General features: G+C 72.1%; 19 protein-coding genes. 15 read left to right on the top strand and 4 right to left on the bottom strand.

From position 1 onward, the window contains the following. The first annotated feature begins 87 nt into the window (after positions 1-87). From ACMCNK_RS14425 to ACMCNK_RS14415, 3 genes are read left to right on the top strand one after another with little or no spacing between them, the layout of a single operon-like run. Positions 88-867: an ATP-binding cassette domain-containing protein gene (locus ACMCNK_RS14425; RefSeq protein ID WP_412736924.1), complete on the top strand. Its 780-nt coding sequence runs from the start codon at positions 88-90 to the stop codon at positions 865-867. Continuing rightward, positions 864-3,008: a YhgE/Pip family protein gene (locus tag ACMCNK_RS14420; protein WP_412736923.1), complete on the top strand. Its 2,145-nt coding sequence runs from the start codon at positions 864-866 to the stop codon at positions 3,006-3,008. Before ACMCNK_RS14425 ends, ACMCNK_RS14420 begins: the two co-directional genes overlap by 4 nt. Before the next feature lie 6 nt (positions 3,009-3,014). Next, positions 3,015-3,617 carry a TetR/AcrR family transcriptional regulator gene (locus tag ACMCNK_RS14415; protein WP_412736922.1) on the top strand — a complete coding sequence of 201 codons (603 nt, stop codon included), beginning with the start codon at positions 3,015-3,017 and terminating at the stop codon, positions 3,615-3,617. Between the two features lie 6 nt (positions 3,618-3,623). Here ACMCNK_RS14415 and ACMCNK_RS14410 read toward each other — a convergent pair whose 3' ends face one another. Then, the gene (locus ACMCNK_RS14410; RefSeq protein ID WP_412736921.1) at positions 3,624-4,004 is read right to left on the bottom strand and encodes a MerR family transcriptional regulator; all 381 of its coding nucleotides are present in this window, start codon (positions 4,002-4,004) and stop codon (positions 3,624-3,626) included. Between the two features lie 628 nt (positions 4,005-4,632). Between ACMCNK_RS14410 and ACMCNK_RS14405 the strand changes: the two genes are divergently transcribed. The 8 genes from ACMCNK_RS14405 (at position 4,633) to ACMCNK_RS14370 (ending at position 12,951) form a co-directional block, all read left to right on the top strand. After that, positions 4,633-6,156 carry an amino acid permease gene (locus ACMCNK_RS14405; protein WP_412736920.1) on the top strand — a complete coding sequence of 508 codons (1,524 nt, stop codon included), beginning with the start codon at positions 4,633-4,635 and terminating at the stop codon, positions 6,154-6,156. 74 nt (positions 6,157-6,230) lie between these two features. Then, positions 6,231-7,577 carry a glutamine synthetase family protein gene (locus ACMCNK_RS14400; RefSeq protein ID WP_412736919.1) on the top strand — a complete coding sequence of 449 codons (1,347 nt, stop codon included), beginning with the start codon at positions 6,231-6,233 and terminating at the stop codon, positions 7,575-7,577. A gap of 48 nt (positions 7,578-7,625) precedes the next feature. Continuing rightward, positions 7,626-8,978, top strand: coding sequence for an aldehyde dehydrogenase family protein (locus ACMCNK_RS14395; RefSeq protein ID WP_412736918.1), 1,353 nt, complete (start codon positions 7,626-7,628; stop codon positions 8,976-8,978). 15 nt (positions 8,979-8,993) lie between these two features. Next, positions 8,994-9,779 carry a 3-oxoacyl-ACP reductase gene (locus ACMCNK_RS14390; protein WP_412736917.1) on the top strand — a complete coding sequence of 262 codons (786 nt, stop codon included), beginning with the start codon at positions 8,994-8,996 and terminating at the stop codon, positions 9,777-9,779. Positions 9,780-9,833: 54 nt separating this feature from the next. After that, a complete protein-coding gene (locus ACMCNK_RS14385; protein WP_412736916.1) occupies positions 9,834-10,520 on the top strand; it encodes a gamma-glutamyl-gamma-aminobutyrate hydrolase family protein in 687 nt (228 codons plus the stop codon). Between the two features lie 57 nt (positions 10,521-10,577). After that, a complete protein-coding gene (locus ACMCNK_RS14380; RefSeq protein ID WP_412736915.1) occupies positions 10,578-11,333 on the top strand; it encodes a gamma-glutamyl-gamma-aminobutyrate hydrolase family protein in 756 nt (251 codons plus the stop codon). A 59-nt stretch (positions 11,334-11,392) separates the two neighbouring features. Then, positions 11,393-12,250, top strand: a complete 858-nt coding sequence (gene map / locus ACMCNK_RS14375; protein WP_412736914.1) for a type I methionyl aminopeptidase — start codon at positions 11,393-11,395, stop codon at positions 12,248-12,250. Then, positions 12,247-12,951 carry a VIT1/CCC1 transporter family protein gene (locus tag ACMCNK_RS14370; protein WP_412736913.1) on the top strand — a complete coding sequence of 235 codons (705 nt, stop codon included), beginning with the start codon at positions 12,247-12,249 and terminating at the stop codon, positions 12,949-12,951. Before map ends, ACMCNK_RS14370 begins: the two co-directional genes overlap by 4 nt. A 141-nt stretch (positions 12,952-13,092) precedes the next feature. On the opposite strand, the gene ACMCNK_RS14365 is transcribed toward ACMCNK_RS14370, so the two are convergent. The 3 genes from ACMCNK_RS14365 to ACMCNK_RS14355 all read right to left on the bottom strand — a co-directional run bounded on the left by ACMCNK_RS14365 (position 13,093) and on the right by ACMCNK_RS14355 (position 14,805). After that, complete coding sequence (locus ACMCNK_RS14365) at positions 13,093-13,803, bottom strand: nucleotidyltransferase domain-containing protein (RefSeq protein ID WP_412736912.1); 711 nt, start codon at positions 13,801-13,803, stop codon at positions 13,093-13,095. Between the two features lie 87 nt (positions 13,804-13,890). Then, the gene (locus tag ACMCNK_RS14360) at positions 13,891-14,319 is read right to left on the bottom strand and encodes a ferritin-like domain-containing protein (RefSeq protein ID WP_412736911.1); all 429 of its coding nucleotides are present in this window, start codon (positions 14,317-14,319) and stop codon (positions 13,891-13,893) included. A gap of 18 nt (positions 14,320-14,337) precedes the next feature. Further along, the gene (locus ACMCNK_RS14355; protein ID WP_412736910.1) at positions 14,338-14,805 is read right to left on the bottom strand and encodes a hypothetical protein; all 468 of its coding nucleotides are present in this window, start codon (positions 14,803-14,805) and stop codon (positions 14,338-14,340) included. A gap of 216 nt (positions 14,806-15,021) precedes the next feature. On the opposite strand from ACMCNK_RS14355, the gene rimP reads away from it, so the two are divergent. From rimP to infB, 4 genes are all read left to right on the top strand, one after another. After that, positions 15,022-15,687, top strand: a complete 666-nt coding sequence (gene rimP / locus ACMCNK_RS14350; protein WP_412736909.1) for a ribosome maturation factor RimP — start codon at positions 15,022-15,024, stop codon at positions 15,685-15,687. Continuing rightward, positions 15,684-16,700 (top strand): transcription termination factor NusA, encoded by a 1,017-nt coding sequence (gene nusA, locus ACMCNK_RS14345; RefSeq protein ID WP_412736908.1) that lies wholly within the window; start codon positions 15,684-15,686, stop codon positions 16,698-16,700. Before rimP ends, nusA begins: the two co-directional genes overlap by 4 nt. Then, positions 16,678-17,118 carry a YlxR family protein gene (locus tag ACMCNK_RS14340; protein WP_412736907.1) on the top strand — a complete coding sequence of 147 codons (441 nt, stop codon included), beginning with the start codon at positions 16,678-16,680 and terminating at the stop codon, positions 17,116-17,118. Before nusA ends, ACMCNK_RS14340 begins: the two co-directional genes overlap by 23 nt. An 84-nt stretch (positions 17,119-17,202) precedes the next feature. Then, positions 17,203-20,250 carry a translation initiation factor IF-2 gene (infB, locus tag ACMCNK_RS14335; protein WP_412736906.1) on the top strand — a complete coding sequence of 1,016 codons (3,048 nt, stop codon included), beginning with the start codon at positions 17,203-17,205 and terminating at the stop codon, positions 20,248-20,250. Positions 20,251-20,263 lie beyond the last annotated feature (13 nt).

The raw sequence follows: 20,263 nt of genomic DNA, 5'->3' as shown, positions 1-20,263 counted from the left end.
CCGGTGAGCTCGCCCACGGTGACTGGCATTCACGGCGGCGGTCGGTATCTTTTTGAACTGACCAGTCAGTGCAAACAGGGAGTTGTCATGCCGTTGCTCGTCGCGACCGGGGTGGGCGTACGCCATCGCCGCCGCTGGATCTTCCGTGACGTGGACCTCACGGCCGGGCCCGGTGACCTCGTCGCCATCGTGGGGCACGCCGGCAGTGGGCGCACGACCGCCCTGCTCGCCCTGACGGAACGGTTCAAGCTCTCCGCGGGCAAGGTGCACATCGTCGGCCGGGCGGCACTGGGCCACGTGCCCACTGTGGAACAGCCGGAAAAGCTGCTGACCGTCGCCGACCACGTGCGCGAGCGGCTGGCGCTGCTCGGACGTTCGACCCGCAGCGCCGAGGCGGTGATCTCCGGCGGCCTGTACGGGCTGGACCCGAAGCTGCAGGGGTGGGAACTCAGCCCGTACCAGGAGCAGGTCCTGGGTGTGGTGCTCGCGCGCCTGGCCGACCCTGCGGTGATCGCGCTCGACGCCATCGACGAAGGGCTGGACCCCGACGAGCAGGAAGACCTCTGGGGGATCCTCACGAGGATCGCCGCCGGCGGTGTCGTGATCCTGGTGACCGCCCGCGACGTGGACCCGGAGCGGGTGACGACAGTCGTGCGGCTGAGCAGCCCGCCGGCACCCGTCGCGCACGCCGCGCCGACTCCGGCCCGGCGGCCCGCCGAGGCCGCGCAGCTCACGCCCGCGGCGCCCGACGAGACGCTGGAAACGGCGGAGTTGCTGGTGGGGGCGGGTGCTGCGGCGCGTGCCCGGCGCGATGAGACAACGGACGACGAGCAGGGCGAGCGGTTCGACGACGGAGGGAAGCGATGAGAGGCGTGTCCGCCCTGAAGCTGGCCGGCTACGAACTGCTGAAACTGCTGCGCGGGAAGCTGACCGCCGTTGCGGTCGTCGTGATGGCCGTGATCCCGCTGCTGTACGGCGCGCTCTACCTGTACGCGTTCTGGGACCCGTACGGCCGGCTGAACCACGTTCCCGCCGCCATGGTGGTGGAGGACCAGACCGCGACCGCGAGTGACGGCACCAAGGTCCACGCGGGACAGGACCTGGCCGACGAGCTGATCAAGCGGGAGGTCTTCGACTGGCACGTCACCGACGAGAAGGGCGCCGAGGACGGCCTGCGCAGCGGCAAGTACCACATGATGCTGCGCATCCCGCGTGACTTCTCGGCGAACCTCGTCGTCAACCCCGAGCCGAAGCAGGCACCACGCGCCGCCGAACTGCGGGTGGTCAGCGACGACGCCACGAACTACCTGTCCGGCGTCTTCTCGCGTACCGCGTTCGAGGAGGTGCGGACCGCGGCGGCGAAGAAGTCCGCCAGCGGCTACTTCGACAAGATGCTGATCGGCTTCACCGACCTCAAGCAGGAGACGCAGAAGGCGGCCGACGGCGCGGCGACCATCGAGGACAAGCTCGGCGACGCCAAGTCCGGCGCGTCCACCATCGCCGGAAAGATCAACACCGCGCAGAACGGGGCGGGGCAGATCGCCGGCAAACTCGGCACCGCGGCGAACGGCGCGGACGCGCTCGCCGACGGACTCGTCGCGCTCCACGCGGGCGCCGCCCAACTGGCCGACGCCACGCAGCAGACCGCCGCCGTAGGACGGCAGCTCTCCGCGGTCGCGAATGCCGCCGTGGACAAGATCGAGCCGGTGCTGCGCGACAACGCCGACCTCATCCAGGAGGCCGCCACCCAGGTCGGCAAGGGCGCCGACGTACTGGCCGCCAACGTGCACCAGCTCGACACGGCCGCCGCGGACGCGGTGAACCGCGCGGAGGAGATCCAGCGGTTCCTGAACGGCCTGCCGGACGAGACCCCGGGCATCGGCGACGCGCGGGCCACGGCCGGCCAGCTCGTGGCGACCGCCAAGCAGGTGCAGCAGCTCGTTAACTCGCTCGATTTGGACGCGCTGGCCAAGCGGTTGCACGTGGTCTCGGCGGACGCCCGCAAGCTGGCCGCCGCCGCGCCGCACCTGGCCGACGACGCCGCCAAGGCCCGGGATCAGGTCAACAAGTTCGCCACCGCCCTCAACGACATCGCGACCGGGAACAAGAAGCTGAGTGACGGCACTGCGGCGGCGGCCTCGGGCGCCAGCGACCTGCGGGGCGGCATCTTCAAGCTCGCCACCGGGGCCCGGGCCCTGGACTCGGGCCTCGGCAAGATCGGCTCGGGGCAGTGGCAGCTCACCACGGGGATCGGCCAGATCCAGGGCGGCGCCGCCAAGCTCGCCAACGGCCTGGCCGACGGGGCCGAGCAGATCCCCGGGTTCGGCAAGAACACCACGGAACGCGCCGACATGCTGGGCGACCCGGTGGCGCTGAACCGCAACGTACGGCACGCCGCCAGCACGTACGGCGTGGGCTTCGCGCCGTACTTCCTGACGCTCGCGCTGTGGGTCGGCGCCATGATCAGCTACATGGTGCTGAAGCCGCTCAACCGGCGGTACGTGATGTCCGGGGCGCCCGCGTACCGGGTGGCGCTGGCCGGACTGCTGCCCGGGGTGGGCGTCGGGCTGGCCCAGGCGACCATCCTGTTCACCGTGGTCACGCTCGGGCTGGGCCTGTCGCCCGAGAACCCCGCGACCACCCTGGGCCTGCTCATGCTCACCGCCGCCGCGTTCGCCGCGGTCATGCAGCTGCTCGGTGCGGCGCTGCGCTCGGCCGGCCGGATCATGGCGCTGGCGCTGCTGATGGTGCAGCTCACCTCGTCGGGTGGCACGTACCCGGTGCAGACCACGCCGGGCTTCTTCCAGGCGGTGCATCCTCTGCTGCCGATGACCTATGTCGTGCAGGCCCTCCGGCACACCATCGACGGTGGCCCCACGGGTACGGTGACGGTGGGCGTGCTCGCGTTGCTCGCCTATGGCATCGGGTCGCTCGCCCTGACCGTGGGCGTGGCCCACCGTTCCCGGCGGCTCACCCCGTCGGTGCTGCATCCGGAGCTGGTGATCTAAGGGAACATGACCGAGGCACATGTCGCGGACGGGCGAACCAGGCGCCGGGAGGACACCAAGCAGCGCCTGTTCGACGCGGCCGTGGAGTTGATCGCCGAGCAGGGTTTCTCCGCCACCACCGTGGACGACATCGCGCTGCGCGCCAAGGTGGCCAAGGGCACGGTGTACTACAACTTCGCCTCGAAGACCGCGCTGTTCGAGGAGCTGCTGCGGCACGGCATCGGCCAGCTGACCGACGAGTTCCGCGCGGCGGTGGCGGGGCTGCCGCCGCGCGAGGCGGTGGGCGCCCTGGTCCGTGCGCAGCTGGAGTTCATCCGCCGGTACCAGTCGTTCGCCCAGTTGCTGCTGTCGGAGATGTGGCGCAGCAACCGGGAGTGGCAGCAGACCTTGTTGCTGCTGCGCGAGCAGGCGATCAGCGTGATAGCCGAGACGATGCAGGCCGGAGTGGACTCCGGTGACCTGCGCGCCGAGCTGGACGTGCGGGTCGCGTCGTCGGCGCTGTTCGGCGTGGGGCTGGTGGTGGCGGTGGACTGGCTGGTGTTCTCCCCGGAGCGGCCCGTCGAGGAGGTCGAGCAGGCGCTGCTCGCGATCGTGCAGCGGGCGACCTGAGCCCGCTCAGGTCGCGCGGTAGTACGTCGGGGTGGCGATGTCCCGGCGGGTCTGGGTGGGCAGGTCGGCGTCGTCGCCGTCGGTCAGCGTGCCGCCCAGCTCGATGATCCGCCGGTGCGCGGCGGCCAGCCGGTCCTCCAGGGTCACGATCCGGCAGGCGGCGGCGAGCAGGATGCCCTCGTCGAGCAGCTGGCGGACCCGCCCGGCGAGCTGCAGCTGGTGCCGGGAGTAGCGGCGGTGACCGCCGATCGAGCGTTCCGGCTCGATCAGCCCGGCCACGCCGAGGCTGCGCAGGAACGCGGGCGTCACCCCGATCATCGCGGCGGCCCGGCCCATCGTGTACGCGGGGACGTCGGCGTCGTCGAACGCGGTGTCGGTGGTCGTCATGCTTCCTCCCCGGCGCCGGAGATCATCCCGCGCACAATCCAGGGCCCCGGCGGGTAACCGGGGCCCTGGCTGTTCAATTCTGTTGCCGACCGTCGTCGGCAGAATCGGTCGTCCGCCTGCGTGCCGCTAGCGGACGGCCTGCGTGATGGGCATCGGCTGCGATCACCTCTTGTCGGGTCGGGGACGGTTCGATTTCGCGTCGCTGCGGTATCTCGTCCTCCTTCTCCAACTGAAGATCTGTGCCAGTTGCGTGCCGGCGGTGCGTCGCCGACTCTCGGATTTTATGACCGGCACAGGGTGATTTCTAGTGTCGCCGCTGTAGATTTTCGGGCGCCGCGCTCGAACGGGCTGGGGGCGGCGGCGCGGGGCGGGCGCAGATGCACAGCATCGACGCTGTGTCGAGAGAGAGGTGACCGCGCCCCGCGCCACCGCGGAGCGGTGGGCCCGTGCCGGCCCACCGGGTTTCGCGAGTCCTGCCGAGGGCTCGCGCGTCGACGTCGAGTGTGCGGGCGGCGCGCAGCCCGCAGCAACGCAATTAACCCTGCTCATTGACGCGCGTGACACGGTGGCGCGATCATCTCCCGCAGGCAGTGACCCGGATCACAGTCACCCCGGCTGAGGGAGTCACATGAGCACTGAACCCGTCCCCGGTACCGACGAAGAACGCCTGGCCCAACTCGGCTACCAGCAGGAACTGCACCGAAGGTTGTCCGGCTTCTCCAACTTCGCCGTCTCGTTCTCGATCATCTCCATCCTGGCCGGTGCGATCACCTCGTACGGCATCGCCATGACCGCCGGCGGGCCGGCGGCCATCACGCTCGGCTGGCTGTTCGTCGGCGGCATGGTCACGTTCGTGGCCCTCGCGATGGCGGAGGTGTGCTCGGCGTACCCGACCGCGGGCGCCCTCTACTGGTGGGCCGCCGCACTGGCCAAGCGCAACAAGGCCGCGTGGGCGTGGTTCATCGGCTGGTTCAACTTCCTCGGCGAGGTGGCGGTCACCGCGGCCATCGACTTCGGTGCCGCGATCACCACGGCGGCGTTCCTGAGCCTGACGCTGGACATGCAGGTCACCGCGGGCCGGACGTTCGGCATCTTCGCGGTGATCATCCTGGCCCACGGGCTGCTCAACACGTTCGGGGTGAGCCTGGTACGGGTGCTCTCCGACGTCAGCGCGTGGTGGCACCTGATCGGCGTCGCCGTCATCGTCGGGACGCTGACCGCGCTGCCGGACAGCCACAAGCCGATCTCGGAGGTGTTCCTCGAGGTCAAGGACGCCACCGGATTCACGTTCGCCGGGGCGAGCGTGTACGCGGTGCTGCTCGGCCTGCTCATGGCCCAGTACACGTACACCGGGTACGACGCCAGCGCGCACGTCGCCGAGGAGACCCACGACGCGGCCCGGGCCGCGCCCCGCGGCATCGTGATGTCGGTCGTCGTCTCCGTGATCGCGGGTTTCGTGCTGCTGTTCGCGATCACCTGGTCGATCCAGGACTACCACGCGGAGCTCCACACGCCACTGATGCTGCCGCCCGCGCAGATCTTCATCGACGCGGTGGGCCACAACGTGGGCACGTTCCTGCTGTTCATCTGCGTGGTGGCGCAGTTCTTCTGCGGCATGGCGTCGGTGACCGCGAACTCCCGGATGGCGTACGCGTTCGCCCGCGACGGCGCACTGCCCGGATCCGGGCTGTGGAAACGGGTCAACCCGCGTACCGGCACCCCGACCAACTCCATCTGGCTGTGCGTGGCCATCTCGGCCCTGCTGGTGCTGCCGTCGCTGTGGAACACCACCGCGTACGCGGCCGCCACGTCGATCGCGGTGATCGGGCTGTACATCGCGTACGTCGGGCCGGTCTTCCTGCGCCGCCGCAACCCGGAGTTCGTGCCGGGGCCGTGGCAGCTCGGCAAGTGGAGTGCGGTCGTAGGCTGGATCGCGATCGTCTGGGTCGCGGTGATCTGCGTGCTGTTCGTGTTGCCGATCGCGGGGCCGATCACCGTGGCGAACTTCAACTACACGATCGTGGCCGTGGCCGTCGTGCTGGGGCTGGCGACCGTGTGGTGGTTCGTGAGTGCCCGCACATGGTTCACCGGACCGCGCCCGAACCTGCGCGAAAACGCGGTGCACGACGAGCAGACCACCCCCGCCGAGTGATCTGATCGGAGGATGGGTGCCGGGCCACCGCCCGGCACCCGGTCCCGGCCCCCGTGTGCGCAAGGAGCGTCTGAATGGACCTGGAGGAACTCCGCGTCGGTGTCGACAACGGCAGCCTCGACACCGTGCTGCTGGCCCTGGTCGACATGCAGGGCCGGTTACAGGGCAAGCGGCTGCACGCCCGGTACTTCCTGGACGAGGTGCTGTCCGGGGGCAGCGAGGGGTGCAACTACCTGCTCGCCGTGGACGTCGACATGAACACGGTCGACGGGTACGCGATGTCGTCCTGGGACACCGGTTACGGCGACTTCGTGCTGCGGCCCGACCTGACCACGCTGCGCCGGATCCCGTGGCACCCGGGCACCGTGCTGGTGCTCGCCGACCTGGAGACCACCGGCGGGGAACCGGTCGCCGCGTCACCACGGCAGATCCTGCGCCGCCAGCTCGACCGGCTGGCCGCGCACGGGCTGAGCGCGTACGCGGGCACCGAGCTGGAGTTCATCCTGTACCGGGACACGTACGAGCAGGCGTTCACTCGTGGGTACCGCGACCTCACCCCCGCCAACCAGTACAACGTGGACTATTCGCTGCTCGGCACGGCCCGGGTCGAGCCGCTGCTGCGCCGCATCCGCAACGAGATGTACGGCGCCGGCCTGACCCCGGAGAGCGCCAAGGGCGAGTGCAACCTGGGCCAGCACGAGATCGCGTTCCGGTACGCCGACGCGCTGTGCTGCGCCGATCACCACGCGGTCTACAAGAACGGGGCCAAGGAGATCGCCGCCCAGGAGGGCATGGCCCTGACGTTCATGGCCAAGCCCAACGCCCGCGAGGGCAACTCGTGCCACATCCATTTCTCGTTGCGCGACGCGGACGGGCGATCGGCGCTGCTGGGTGACGGTCCGGGCCACCTGAGCGTCACCGGGCAGCGGGTGCTGGCCGGGCTGCTCGCCACGATGCGCGAGTTCAGCCTGCTGTTTGCGCCGAACGTCAACTCGTACAAGCGGTATCAGCCCGGCTCGTTCGCACCCACCGCGCTGCGCTGGGGCGTCGACAACCGGACCTGCGCGCTGCGCATGGCCGGACACGGCCAGGGTATGCGGGTGGAGAACCGGGTGCCCGGCGGCGACGTGAACCCGCACCTGGCGGTCGCGGCGCTGATCGCCGGAGCGCTGCACGGGCTCGACAACGAGCTGGAACTGGAGCCGGAGTTCGTGGGCAACGCGTACCACGACGCGACCGCACCGCGGGTGCCGGGCACACTGCGCGAGGCGACGGAACTGTGGACCACCGGCGGGGTGGCGCGGGTCGCGTTCGGCGACGAGGTCGTCGCGCACTACGCGAACATGGCGCGAGTGGAACTGGCGGCGTACGACGCCGCGGTCACCGACTGGGAGCTGCGCCGTGGTTTCGAACGGATGTGACCGCCCGCGTGCCAGGATCGGGATGCCCGGCAACCGTGGAGGAGCCCAGTGACTGACGTGATCAATCCGGCGACCGGGGGCGTGCTGACGTCCGTACCGTCGCTGGATCTTGCCGGGACCGACGCCGCGATCGACCGGGCGCAGCGCGCGTTCGCCGGATGGCGGCAGGTCGCGCCCGGGGACCGGGCGCGGCTGCTGCGTCGCTTCGCCGCGCTGGTCGACGCGCACCTCGACGAACTGGCCGACCTGGAGGTGCGCAACGCGGGGCACACCATCGGCAACGCCCGCTGGGAGGCGGGCAACGTCCGCGACGTGCTGGACTACTACGCGGGCGCCCCGGAGCGGCTGACCGGTCGACAGATCCCGGTTGCGGGCGGTCTCGACGTGACGTTCCACGAGCCGCTCGGCGTGGTCGGGATCATCGTGCCGTGGAACTTCCCCATGCCGATCGCGGGCTGGGGCTTCGCGCCCGCGCTGGCCGCGGGCAACACCGTGGTGCTCAAACCGGCCGAGCTGACCCCGCTGACCGCGATCCGTCTCGGCGAGCTGGGGCTTGAGGCGGGCCTGCCCGAGGGGGTGTTCACCGTGCTGCCCGGCAAGGGCAGCGTGGTGGGGCAGCGGTTCGTCACCCACCCGGCGGTGCGCAAGGTCTGCTTCACCGGCTCCACCGAGGTCGGCAAGTCGATCATGGCGGGCTGCGCCGCCCAGGTGAAACGGGTGACCCTGGAGCTGGGTGGCAAGAGCGCCAACATCGTCTTCGCGGACGCCGACCTGGAGCGCGCCGCGGCCGCCGCGCCCGCCTCGGTCTTCGACAACGCGGGCCAGGACTGCTGCGCGAGGTCGCGGCTGCTCGTCCAGGATTCCGTGTACGACAGATTCCTCGCGCTGCTGGAGCCCGCGGTCAAGGCGTTCCGGGTGCTGGACCCGGCGTCACCGGACGCCGAGATGGGCCCGCTGATCTCCGCCGGGCAGCGCACCGGCGTGGCAGGGTACGTCGAGGGCGCGGACGTGGCGTTCACCGGCACCGCACCCGACGGCGACGGGTGGTGGTTCCCGCCGACCGTGCTGCTGGCCCACTCGACCGCGGAACGGCACTGGCGCGAGGAGGTGTTCGGCCCGGTGCTGTCCGTGCTGCCGTTCCGCGACGAGCAGGAGGCGGTGCGCCTGGCCAACGACACCGCGTACGGGCTGTCCGGCTCGATCTGGACCCGCGACCTGGGGCGGGCGTTACGGATGAGCCGGGCGGTGGAGTCGGGCAACCTCAGCGTCAACAGCCACTCGTCCGTGCGGTACTGGACGCCGTTCGGCGGCATGAAGGAATCCGGCCTGGGCCGTGAGCTCGGCCCCGATGCGCTGCTCTCCTTCACCGACACCAAGAACGTCTTCCTGGCCACCGACTGATCGTCCATTGTGCACATGACTACGGAAGGGAACGGCGTGCAGAGGTTGCAGGACAGGGTCGCGGTGATCACCGGGGCGGGCAGCGGGATCGGGCTGGCCACCGCGCGGCGGTTCGCCGCCGAGGGCGCCCGCGTGGTCTGCGTCGACATTTCGCAGGAGGCGGGCGCGGCCGCGGCCAAGGAGGTCGGGGGCGAGTTCGTCGCGTGCGACGTCAGCGACGAGGACTCGGTGCGGGAGCTGTTCGAGGGCGTCGCGCAGCGGCACGGGCGGGTCGACATCGCGTTCAACAACGCCGGGATCTCCCCGCCCGACGACGACTCGATCCTGGTCACCGGGCTGGACGCGTGGGAGAAGGTGCTCCGGGTCAACACCACGAGCGTGTACCTGTGCTGCAAGTACGCCATTCCGCACATGCAGCGCCAGGGCAAGGGCTCGATCATCAACACCGCGTCGTTCGTGGCGCTGATGGGCGCGGCCACCTCGCAGATCGCGTACACCGCGAGCAAGGGCGGGGTGCTCGCGATGACCCGTGAGCTCGGGGTGCAGTTCGCCCGCGAGGGCATCCGCGTCAACGCGTTGTGCCCCGGACCGGTCGCCACCCCGCTGCTGCTGGAGCTGTTCGCCAAGGACCCGGAACGGGCCGCGCGCCGGCTCGTGCACGTGCCGATGGGCCGGTTCGCCGAGCCGGACGAGATCGCCGCCGCGGTGGCGTTCCTCGCCAGCGACGACGCGTCGTTCATGACGGCCGCGCAGTTCGTCGTCGACGGAGGTATTACCGGCGCGTACGTCACGCCGCTGTGACCGGCCGGGTGACGACCGGTTCCGGTCCGGCGCGGCGATGAATAGGGTGGAACGATGCGCCCGCTGATCGGTGTCACCACCTATGTGGAGCGCGCATCGTGGGGAGTCTGGCGCGATCTGCCGACGGCACTCCTGCCCCACGCGTACGTCGAGGCCGTGACGCTGGCCGGCGGCCGGGCGGTCCTGCTGCCCCCCGACGACCTGGACGCCGACGTCCTGCGGGCCCTGGACGGTCTCGTGCTCAGCGGCGGCGCCGACCTCGGCCCGCAGCTGTACGGCGCCGAGCCGCAGCCGCTGACCGACACCCGCCCGGACCGCGACGGCGCCGAGCTGCTGCTGGCCCGCGCCGCGCTGGCGCGGGACCTGCCCGTCCTCGGCGTGTGCCGCGGCATGCAACTGCTCACGGTCGCCGCGGGCGGCACGCTGCACCAGCACCTGCCGGACGTCCTCGGCCACGAACGGCACCGGCCCGCCCCGGGGGTGTACGGCACGCACTCCGCCACCTTCACCCCCGGCAGCCGGATAGCCGGGCTGCTCGGCGGCGACGCCGAGATCCACTGCTACCACCACCAGGGCGTCGCCGACGCCGGGACGCTGCGGATCACCGGGCGGGCCGCCGACGGGCTGCCCGAGACCGTGGAGGACCCGGCCCGCCGGTTCGTGCTGGGGGTGCAGTGGCACCCCGAGGTGACGCGCGACAAGCGCCTGTTCGGGGCGTTGATCAACGCCGCGGGCGGCTAAGGGTGGGCGACTGGCGGTCGATACGCACACTTGAGGGAAGAGGGAGGAACTCACCGCATGCGCAGGCCACTGATCGGACTGACCGCGTACGCACAGCAGGTCCAGTACGGCGACAACGATCTGCTGGCCGGGATGCTTCCGATGACCTACGTCCGGGCCGTGCACGCGTCGGGTGGCCGAGCGGTGCTGATCACTCCGGACGACCCGGGAGCGGACGTGCTGGAGTCCCTCGACGGCCTCCTCCTGTCCGGTGGCGGCGACGTCGACCCCGCGTTCTGGGGGGCCGAGCGGCACCCCGCCACCGAGATCGACGCGGTCCGCGACCGCAGCGAGGTGGCGCTCGCCAAGGCCGCGCTGGCCCAGGACCTCCCGCTGCTCGGCATCTGCCGGGGCATGCAGGTGATGGCGGTCGCCGGTGGCGGCACCCTGCACCAGCACCTGCCCGACCTGATCGGCGACGACCGCCACCGCGCCGCCACCGGCACCGACCCGCTCAGCGCGGATTCCGCCGCGTTCGGCCGCCACGACGTGATCGTGCAGCCCGGCTCGCGGGCCCACGCCGAGCTGGGTGGGCGGCTCACCGTGAACTCGTTCCACCACCAGGCCGTCGACGACCCGGGATCGTTCACCGCGGTCGGCTGGTGCCCCGACGACCGGGTCATCGAGATCATCGAGGACCCGTCGCGGGCGTACGCGCTCGGCGTGCAGTGGCACCCCGAGCGCACCACCGACCTGCGCGTCTTCGCGGCGCTCGTGGCCGCGGCCGCGGAGCGGTCCGGGCTTGCCGCCCCGCCGCGTCGTCTCGCCGCCTGACCCCCGGTCCCTGCCCCGGCCGCCCGAGGGGGGAGGGGTGCGGCGATAGGCTGGGAGCCATGACTGTGCGGGCTACGCTGCAACCGGGAAAGCTGTCGCCGTGGCGGGCCGTGCCGCCGCAGATCGCGCGCCCCGAGTACGTCGGCAAGAAGCGCCCGACGCCGTGGCGCGGCTCCCACGTGCAGACCGCGGAGACGATCGAGAAGATGCGCGTTGCCGGGCGGCTCGCCGCCCAGGCCACCCAGCTCGCGGGCGAGCACTGCAAGCCGGGCGTCACCACGGACGAGATCGACAAGGTCGTGCACGAGTTCCTGTGCGACCACGGCGCCTACCCGTCGACGCTGGGTTACAAGGGCTTCCCCAAGTCGTGCTGCACCTCCCTGAACGAGGTGATCTGCCACGGCATCCCCGACACGACGGTGCTGGAGGACGGCGACATCATCAACGTCGACGTCACCGCGTTCATCGGCGGGGTGCACGGCGACACCGATGCGACGTTCTGCGTCGGCGACGTCAGCGAGGAGGCCCGGCTACTGGTCGAGCGCACCCACGAGGCCATGATGCGCGGCATCCGGGCGATCGCCCCCGGCCGGCCGATCAACGCCATCGGCCGCGTCATCGAGGCGTACGCCCGCCGCTTCGGCTACGGGGTGGTGCGTGACTTCACCGGCCACGGCATCGGCGAGGCGTTCCACTCGGGGCTGTACGTGCCGCACTACGACAACCCCGGCCTGGACACCGTCATGGAGCCGGGCATGACGTTCACGATCGAGCCGATGATCACGCTCGGCACCCACGACTACGAGATGTGGGACGACGGCTGGACCGTGGTCACCAAGGATCGCAAGTGGACCGCGCAGTTCGAGCACACTCTCGTCGTGACCGAGGACGGTCACGAGATCCTCACGCTCCCGTGACCGCCCCGGCACTGCGGGAGCACCACCACGCGGACGTCTCCGGGGGCTGGCTGCGCGCGGCCACGTTCGGGGCCATGGACGGCCTGGTCACCAACATCGCGCTGATCGCGGGCGTCGGCGGCGGCGGGGTGGACCGGCACACCCTGATCCTCACCGGCGTCGCGGGCCTGGTCGCGGGCGCGATCTCGATGGGGCTCGGCGAGTACACCAGCGTCCGTACCCAGAACGACCAGGTCGCCGCGGAGCTGCGCAAGGAGCTGCACGAACTGCGGGTCAACCCGGAGGGCGAGGCCGAGGAACTGGTCCGTACGTGGACCGCCCGCGGCCTGCCGGAACCGCTCGCCCGCCAGGTCGCCGACGTGCTCAAGACCAACCCGGAGCAGGCACTGCGGGTGCACGCCCAGGAGGAACTGGGTGTCGTCCCGGACGAGCTGCCCAGCCCGTGGACCGCGGCGATCTCGTCGTTCCTGTGCTTCTGCGTGGGCGCGGCGGTTCCGCTGCTGACGTACCTGTTCGGCTCCGACAGCCTCGCCGCGGCGCTGGCCGTCGGCGGGGCCGGCCTGTTCGCCGCGGGCGCGGTGGTGTCCCGGTTCACCACCACCCCGTGGTGGCGCAGCGGCCTGCGGCAGCTCCTGCTGGGCGCCGCGGCGGCCGGGGCGACGTACGTGATCGGCATGCTGATCGGGGTCGGCGTTTCCTGAGCGGCGCCTCGCCCGTGATCGTGCCAACCGCGCAGGCGCGTCCGTGATCGTGCCAACCGCGCAGGCTCGCCCGTGATCATGCCAACCGCGCGGGCTCGCCCGTGATCATGCGAACAGGGCGGCGAGCCGGCCGTCCCCCGATCACTCGAAGAATGCGGCGAGCCGGCCGTCCACCGGGCGGCCGCGTGCCGTGAGCTCTTCGGCCTGCGACTTGAGCACTGCCGCCAGCTCGGTCATGTCCGCACCGGCCAGCCCGGTCCGGCGCACCGCGTCGGCGCGGTTGCGGAAGTACGTGCGGCTCATCAGTCCCGCGACCAGGGCGGCGTGCAGCCGGGCCTCGGCGATCAGGACCAGCGCGGCGTCGGTCTCGTACCACTCGGCGAGGCGGACCGCGCGGGCGTGCGCGGCCGACGCCAGGCACCAGTTGCGCCGCGCCAGGCCGCTGAACTCCGCCGGGCGGGCCTCCGCGAGCCGGCTCAGGTGGGCGTCGCGCTGCGCCGCGAACCACCCGCGCGGGTCGAACAGCGCGCGGGAGGTCACGTACCGGTCGGCGATCAGGGGCCAGTCCGGGGTCAGCTCCCGGGCCTGGCGCAGGCCGTCGTCCGCGGTGACCACGGTCAGGTCGACCAGGATCCCGTCGACGCGGCGCAGGGCGGGCGGCGGACCGCCCCCAGCCCGGTACGTGACGACGACCAGGTTGACGTCGCTGGCGTCGGAGTCGTCGCCGTGGGCGAGCGAGCCGTGCATCCCGATCGCCTGCACGTCCGCGGACCAGCGCCGCGCGATCACGTCCCGCAGACGGGTGGCCAGGTGCCCACGCGGATTGGCGACGTCCAACTCGTCCTGCGGCACCGCGCCATTCTCGCCCGCAGGGGCGGTGCGCGGAAAGGTCCACCGCGCCCGGGGCAACCGGGCCCGGTCAGGGGCGGCCGCGACCGGTCAGGGGCGGCCGGGGAACGGCAGGGTGAGCGGAGTCACGTCCGCGTGCCGGCGCCAGCGGGTGGCCCGGACCGCGGCGTCGGTCAGCGCGTTCAGGGCGGAGGCCCGCTCGTCGGCCGTGGTGACCGCGAGCACGGGACGCCACGCCTGGGCGACGCCGTCCTCCACGTGCACGGCGAGCTTGAGCGCGCTCGCCCGATCGGTCACCGGGAACGGCAGCGCGTACCCGGCGGGCGCCGGGGCGGGACCGGCCGACGCCGATGCCGACGCCAGACGGCTGACCAGTGCGTCCCGGCGGTCGCGGTGCACGGCCTCGGCAGCGCGCGCCTCGGCCTGCTCCCGGGCGTCGGCGAGGTGCACCCCGATCGGCCCGTACGCATAGATCGCCGCCTCCTCGGCGGCCAGCGCGCCGGCCAGCTGTTCGTTCACGAGTCGCACCCTAGACCGTCAGCGCAGTGCCTCGGCGTGGGTGGCCCGGCACGCCGCGATCGACCCGAGCAGCGCGGCCCGGTCGGGGCTCGTCTGCCGGCAGGCCGCCGCTGCGGTGCGTTGCGCCTGTTGCTCCGCGGTACGCAGGGCGGGCAGCGCCGCCGTGCCGTCGGCGGGTGCCGACGCGGAGGGGCCGGCGGACGGGACCGCGGTCCCGATCACGGCGGCGAGTGCGGTCGCGTGTGCGCGGTGGTCCGCCGCCAGCGGGGCGAGTCGTTTCGCGAGGTCGGGCTGGGCGAGCGCGGTCCGGTCGTACGCGGCCGCCAAGCGCAGCGCCTCGTCGAGCACGGGCTGCAGCGGGTCGGGACGGGCCGGGTCCGGGTCTTTGTCGAACAGCCCGCAGCCGGCCGGTGCGCTCACCGCCAGGGCGGCACCGGCGGTGACGCCCAGCAGCCGGCGCCGGGTGTACCCGTCTGAAGTTCGCACCGCGCAAGTGAACACCATCGTGTCCATCGGCCCGGTTGCGGGCCGGGAGCGGGCCGGGGACCTGCGCATCGCGTCGATTCGGTGCGGCGCCGGGTGGCCGACGCCATCGGCGCGTTACGCTCTGCGCAGCCGCCGGGGATCGGCCCGGCGGATAGCGGTGTTTGCGGACAGCGATGTCCCCGGCAATGCGGGGAATCGAGCAGAGAGGTGGGTCCGATGACCCAGCGTGGCCGTGCCGGTGCCCGGCCCGGCAACCGTCGCTCCGGAGCGCACGGTCGCGACGTGGCCGAGCCGCGTACCGCCCCGCGGGTAGATCTGGCCGCCGCCCGGGTCCGGGTCCGTTCGGTGATCGAGCCGGTCGTCACCGCGGCCGGTTACGACCTGGAGGACGTGAGCGTGTCGCGGGCGGGCCGCCGGCATGTGCTGCGGGTCCTGGTCGACGCGGACGGCGGCATCGCCCTGGACGACGTGGCCGTGGTCTCGCGGGCGATCTCCACGGCGCTCGACGCGGCCGACGAGGCCGAGGGCGAGTTGCTGGCCGGTGAGTACCAGCTCGAGGTCAGCTCGCCGGGGGTGGATCGGCCGCTTATCGCGCCCCGCCACTGGCGGCGCAACGTGGGCCGCCTGGTGACCGTCACCGTGGCGGGCCGCCCGGTGACCGGCCGGATCAGCGGGGCGGACGACGACGGCGTCGTGCTCGACGTCGACGGCGCCCCCCGCGAGCTGCCGTACCCGGAGCTCGGGCCGGGCCGGGTGCAGATCGAGTTCAAGCGGATGGCCGAGGCCGAGTTCGAGGACGCGGACGACGATGCCGAGGACGGGGACGACGACGTCCTCGACCAGGATGACGACCACGAGGTTGGGGAGGGCGATCAGAGGTGAACATCGACCTCGCGGCGCTGCGCGCCCTGGAGCGCGAGCGGGAGATCCCGTTCGACACGATCCTCGCGGCGATCGAGACCGCGCTGCTGACGGCGTACCGGCACACGGACGGGGCGGAAAGCCACGCCCGGGTCGAGATCGACCGCCGGACCGGGGTCGCCTCCGTGCTGGCCCAGGAGCTGGACGCCGACGGCAACATCGTGCGCGAGTGGGACGACACCCCGCACGACTTCGGCCGTATCGCGGCCATGACCGCCAAGCAGGTCATCCTGCAGCGGCTGCGGGAGGCGACCGACGAGCAGCACTTCGGTGAGTACGCGGGCCGCGACGGCGACCTGGTCACCGGCGTGGTGCAGGCGGATGCGGCGCGTGCCGAGAAGGGCATCGTCATCGTCGACCTGGGCAAGCTGGAGGCGGTGCTGCCGCAGTCCGAGCAGGTGCCCGGCGAGCGGTACGAGCACGGCGCCCGGATCCGCTGCGTGGTGGTGCACGTGGCGAAGGGTTTCCGCGGTCCGCAGATCACGCTGTCGCGGTCCCACCCGGCGCTGGTGAAGAAGCTGTTCGGGCTGGAGGTGCCGGAGATCGGTGACGGCACCGTGGAGATCGCGGCGATCGCCCGTGAGGCAGGTCACCGTACGAAAATCGCGGTGCGCTCGACCGTAGCCGGGGTGAACGCCAAGGGCGCCTGCATCGGCCCCATGGGCCAGCGGGTCCGGGCCGTGATGAGCGAGTTGCACGGCGAGAAGATCGACATCATCGACTGGTCGGAGGATCCGGCGCAGTTCGTCGGCAACGCTCTGTCGCCCGCCAAGGCACTGCGGGTCGAGGTGGTCGACGCCGCGACGCGCACCGCGCGGGTTACCGTCCCGGATTTCCAGTTGTCGCTGGCAATCGGGCGGGAAGGGCAGAACGCCCGGCTCGCTGCCCGACTGACCGGATGGCGCATCGACATCCGCCCGGACAACGAGGCCGCGGCCGTGCCGGATCGCGATGCTGCCGAGACGGGTGGCTGACCGGATAAGCGCATCGCCGGGACGAGGGGTAGACTTTTCCGTGGCTCGACGTGCCGCCCCCGGTCACGGGGGTGCGTCACCGGTGCGCACCTGCATCGGCTGTCGTAAACGCGCGCCGGCCTCCCAACTACTGCGGTTCGTCGCGGTCGGGACGGGAGCCGAGCTTCGGCTTCTCCCCGATCCGGCGCGCAGACTGCCGGGTCGGGGAGCGCACGTGCATCCTGATCCGGCCTGCTTCGCATTGGCGGAGCGGCGCCGCGCCTTCGGGCGGGCGTTGCGACTGACCGGTGTCCCGGACACCGGTCCGCTCGCGGAGCATGTCCGTGCGGCTTCCGTGCCGCCCGGAACCACCGACGGTGGGGCGTTGGGTCCCACCCGGAATTCGCAAGGTAGGACGACCGACATGAGCACACGATGAAGTCCCTGAAATGACCAGGCTTCTAGTGCACGAGTGAGGTCGCTGCGGGTGCTGCCCGCACGACCTCAAGAGTTGAGGAGTGCAGTGGCAGGTAAGGCCCGCGTACACGAGCTCGCGAAGGAGCTCGGGGTCGACAGCAAGACCGTTCTCGCCAAGCTCAAGGAGATGGGCGAGTTCGTCAAATCCGCATCCAGCACGGTCGAGGCCCCCGTGGCCCGGCGGCTCCGTGGTGCCCTCGTCGCCTCGCAGGGTGGCAACGGCGCACCGGCGGCCCCCGCGGCAGCGGCACCCAGCGCCCCGGCCGAGGCCCGGACCCCGACGACCGCGCGTCCGACGCCGCCGCGCCGGTCCGCCGCTCCGGCGGCACCCGGTGCGCCCACGTCCCCCGCGCCGACCCCCGGCTCCGTCGCGCGGCCCAAGCCGCCCGCCGGCCGTCCGGGACCGACCCCGGGCCCGGCGGCCAAGCCGGCCAGCGCCCACGACATCGAGGTGGCGGCCGCGGAAGCTCGCGCGTCGGCCCTCAAGGCGGAGCAGGAGGCCGCGGTCCGTGCGGCCCAGGCCGCCCGTACCCGGGACGCCGAGCGCCGGGCGCAGCAGCCCCCGGCCGAGGGCGGAACCCGTCCGAGGCCGCCCGGCCCCGGCACGGTGCCGCCGCGCCCCGGCTCGCCGGCCGCCGGTCGCCCGGCTGCTCCGGGCACGCCGACCCCGGGCCGTCCCGGTCCGGGCGGTAGCCCGCGGCCGCCGGCGCGTGGTCCCGGCAACAACCCGTTCGGTGTCTCCGGCGGCGGTTCGCCCCGGCCCACCCCGGCTGCCATGCCCCGGCCGAACCAGCCGGGCATGCCGCCGCGGCCGAGCCCGGCGTCGATGCCCCCGCGGCCCAGTCCCGCGTCCATGCCCGCGCAGCGCCCCGGTCGTCCCGGCGGCGGTGCTCCCGGCCGTCCCGGCGGCCCCGGGGCCGGGCGTGGCGGTCCGGGCGGCGGTGGCGGTGGCTTCCGTGGCGGTCCCGGTGGCGGTGGCGGTGGCGGTGGCTTCCGCGGCGGTCCCGGTGGCGGCGGCGGTGGCGGTGGCTTCCGCGGCGGTCCCGGTGGCGGCGGCGGTGGCGGTGGCTACCGTGGCGGTCCCGGTGGCGGCGGTGGCGGTGCCCCGGCGGGTGCCGGCGCTCCCGGTCGTCCCGGTGGCGGCGGTCGCGGTCGCGGCGGCGGCGCGGCGGGTGCCTTCGGGCGTCCCGGCGGCCGGCCGACCCGCGGTCGCAAGTCGAAGAAGCAGCGGCGTCAAGAGTTCGACAACCTGTCGGCCCCGGCCATGTCCTCGGGCGCGCCCCGGGGCAACGGCCAGGTCGTCCGGCTGTCGCGCGGCGCGTCGCTCTCCGACTTCGCTGACAAGATCAACGCCAACCCGGGCTCGCTCGTCCAGGAGATGTTCAACCTCGGCGAGATGGTCACGGCGACGCAGTCCTGCTCCGACGACACGCTGCTGCTGCTCGGCGAGCACCTCGGCTTCGACGTGCAGATCGTCAGCCCGGAGGACGAGGACCGCGAGCTGCTGGCGCAGTTCAACATCGACCTCGATGCCGAGATCGCCGAGGACCGCCTGGTCACCCGGCCGCCGGTCGTGACCGTCATGGGTCACGTCGACCACGGTAAGACGAAGCTGCTCGACGCGATCCGCAAGACCAACGTGGTCGCGGGCGAGGCGGGTGGCATCACCCAGCAGATCGGCGCGTACCAGGTCGCGGTCGACCACAACGACGAAGAGCGGGCGATCACCTTCATCGACACCCCGGGTCACGAGGCGTTCACCGCCATGCGTGCCCGTGGTGCCCAGGTGACCGACATCGTGATCCTCGTGGTCGCGGCGGACGACGGCGTCATGCCCCAGACGGTGGAGGCGTTGAACCACGCCAAGGCCGCCGAGGTGCCGATCGTGGTCGCGGTGAACAAGGTCGACAAGCCGGACGCCAACCCGGAGAAGGTCCGTCAGCAGCTGGCCGACTACGGCCTGCTGGCCGAGGAGTACGGCGGCGAGACGATGTTCGTCAACGTGGCCGCCAAGCCCGGGATCGGCATCGACGAGCTGCTCGAGGCGGTCCTGCTGACCGCGGACGCGTCGCTGGAGCTGACCGCTCCGGTGGACGGCCCGGCGCAGGGTGTCGTCGTCGAGTCGCACCTCGACAAGGGCCGCGGTGCCGTGGCGACCGTGCTGGTGCAGAAGGGCACGCTGCGGGCCGGCGACTCGATCGTGGCGGGCGGCGCGCACGGCCGCGTCCGCGCCATGCTCGACGAGAACGGCAAGCAGGTCGCCGAGGCGGCCCCGGCGCGGCCGGTGCTGGTGCTCGGTCTGACTTCGGTGCCGGGCGCGGGTGACACGTTCCTGGCGGCGGAGGACGACCGTACGGTGCGGCAGATCGCCGAGCAGCGGCAGGCACGCCGCCGCGCGGCGAGCTTCGCCAACTCGCGCGGCCGGGCCACTCTCGAGAACTTCATGGAGCAGCTCAAGGAGGGCGAGAAGACCTCGCTCACCCTGGTCATCAAGGGCGACAGCTCGGGTTCGGTCGAGGCCCTGGAAGACGCGCTGTTCAAGATCGAGATCCCGGACGAGATCCAGCTCAAGGTCATCCACCGCGGTGTCGGTGCGATCACCGAGAGCGACGTCAACCTGGCGAGTGCCTCGTCGGACCAGACGGCCACGATCATCGGCTTCAACGTCCGGGCCTCGAACAAGGTCAAGGAGATGGCCGACCGCGCCGGCGTGGAGATCCGCTACTACAGCGTGATCTACCAGGCCATCGAGGAGATCGAAGCGGCTCTCAAGGGCCTGCTCAAGCCGGAGTTCGAGGAGGTCGAGCTGGGCACCGCGGAGATCCGCGAGGTCTTCCGCTCGTCCAAGATCGGTCTCATCGCCGGTTGTATGGTCCGGTCCGGTCTCATCCGCCGCAACGCCAAGGCGCGCATCCTGCGCGAGGGTGTCGTGGTGGCGGAGAGCGTCACGATCAGCTCGCTCAAGCGGTTCAAGGACGACGCCACCGAGGTCCGCGAGGGCTTCGAGTGTGGTCTGACGCTGTCCGGCTTCGGCACGCCGCAGATCGGCGACGTGATCGAGACCTTCGAGATGCGCGAGAAGCCGCGGGCCTGACGCCCCGGCAGGA

Origin of the sequence: Krasilnikovia sp. MM14-A1259 (assembly GCF_047159535.1) — a bacterium.
Classification (GTDB): domain Bacteria; phylum Actinomycetota; class Actinomycetes; order Mycobacteriales; family Micromonosporaceae; genus Actinoplanes.
This window is presented reverse-complemented; position numbering and strand designations above follow the sequence as displayed.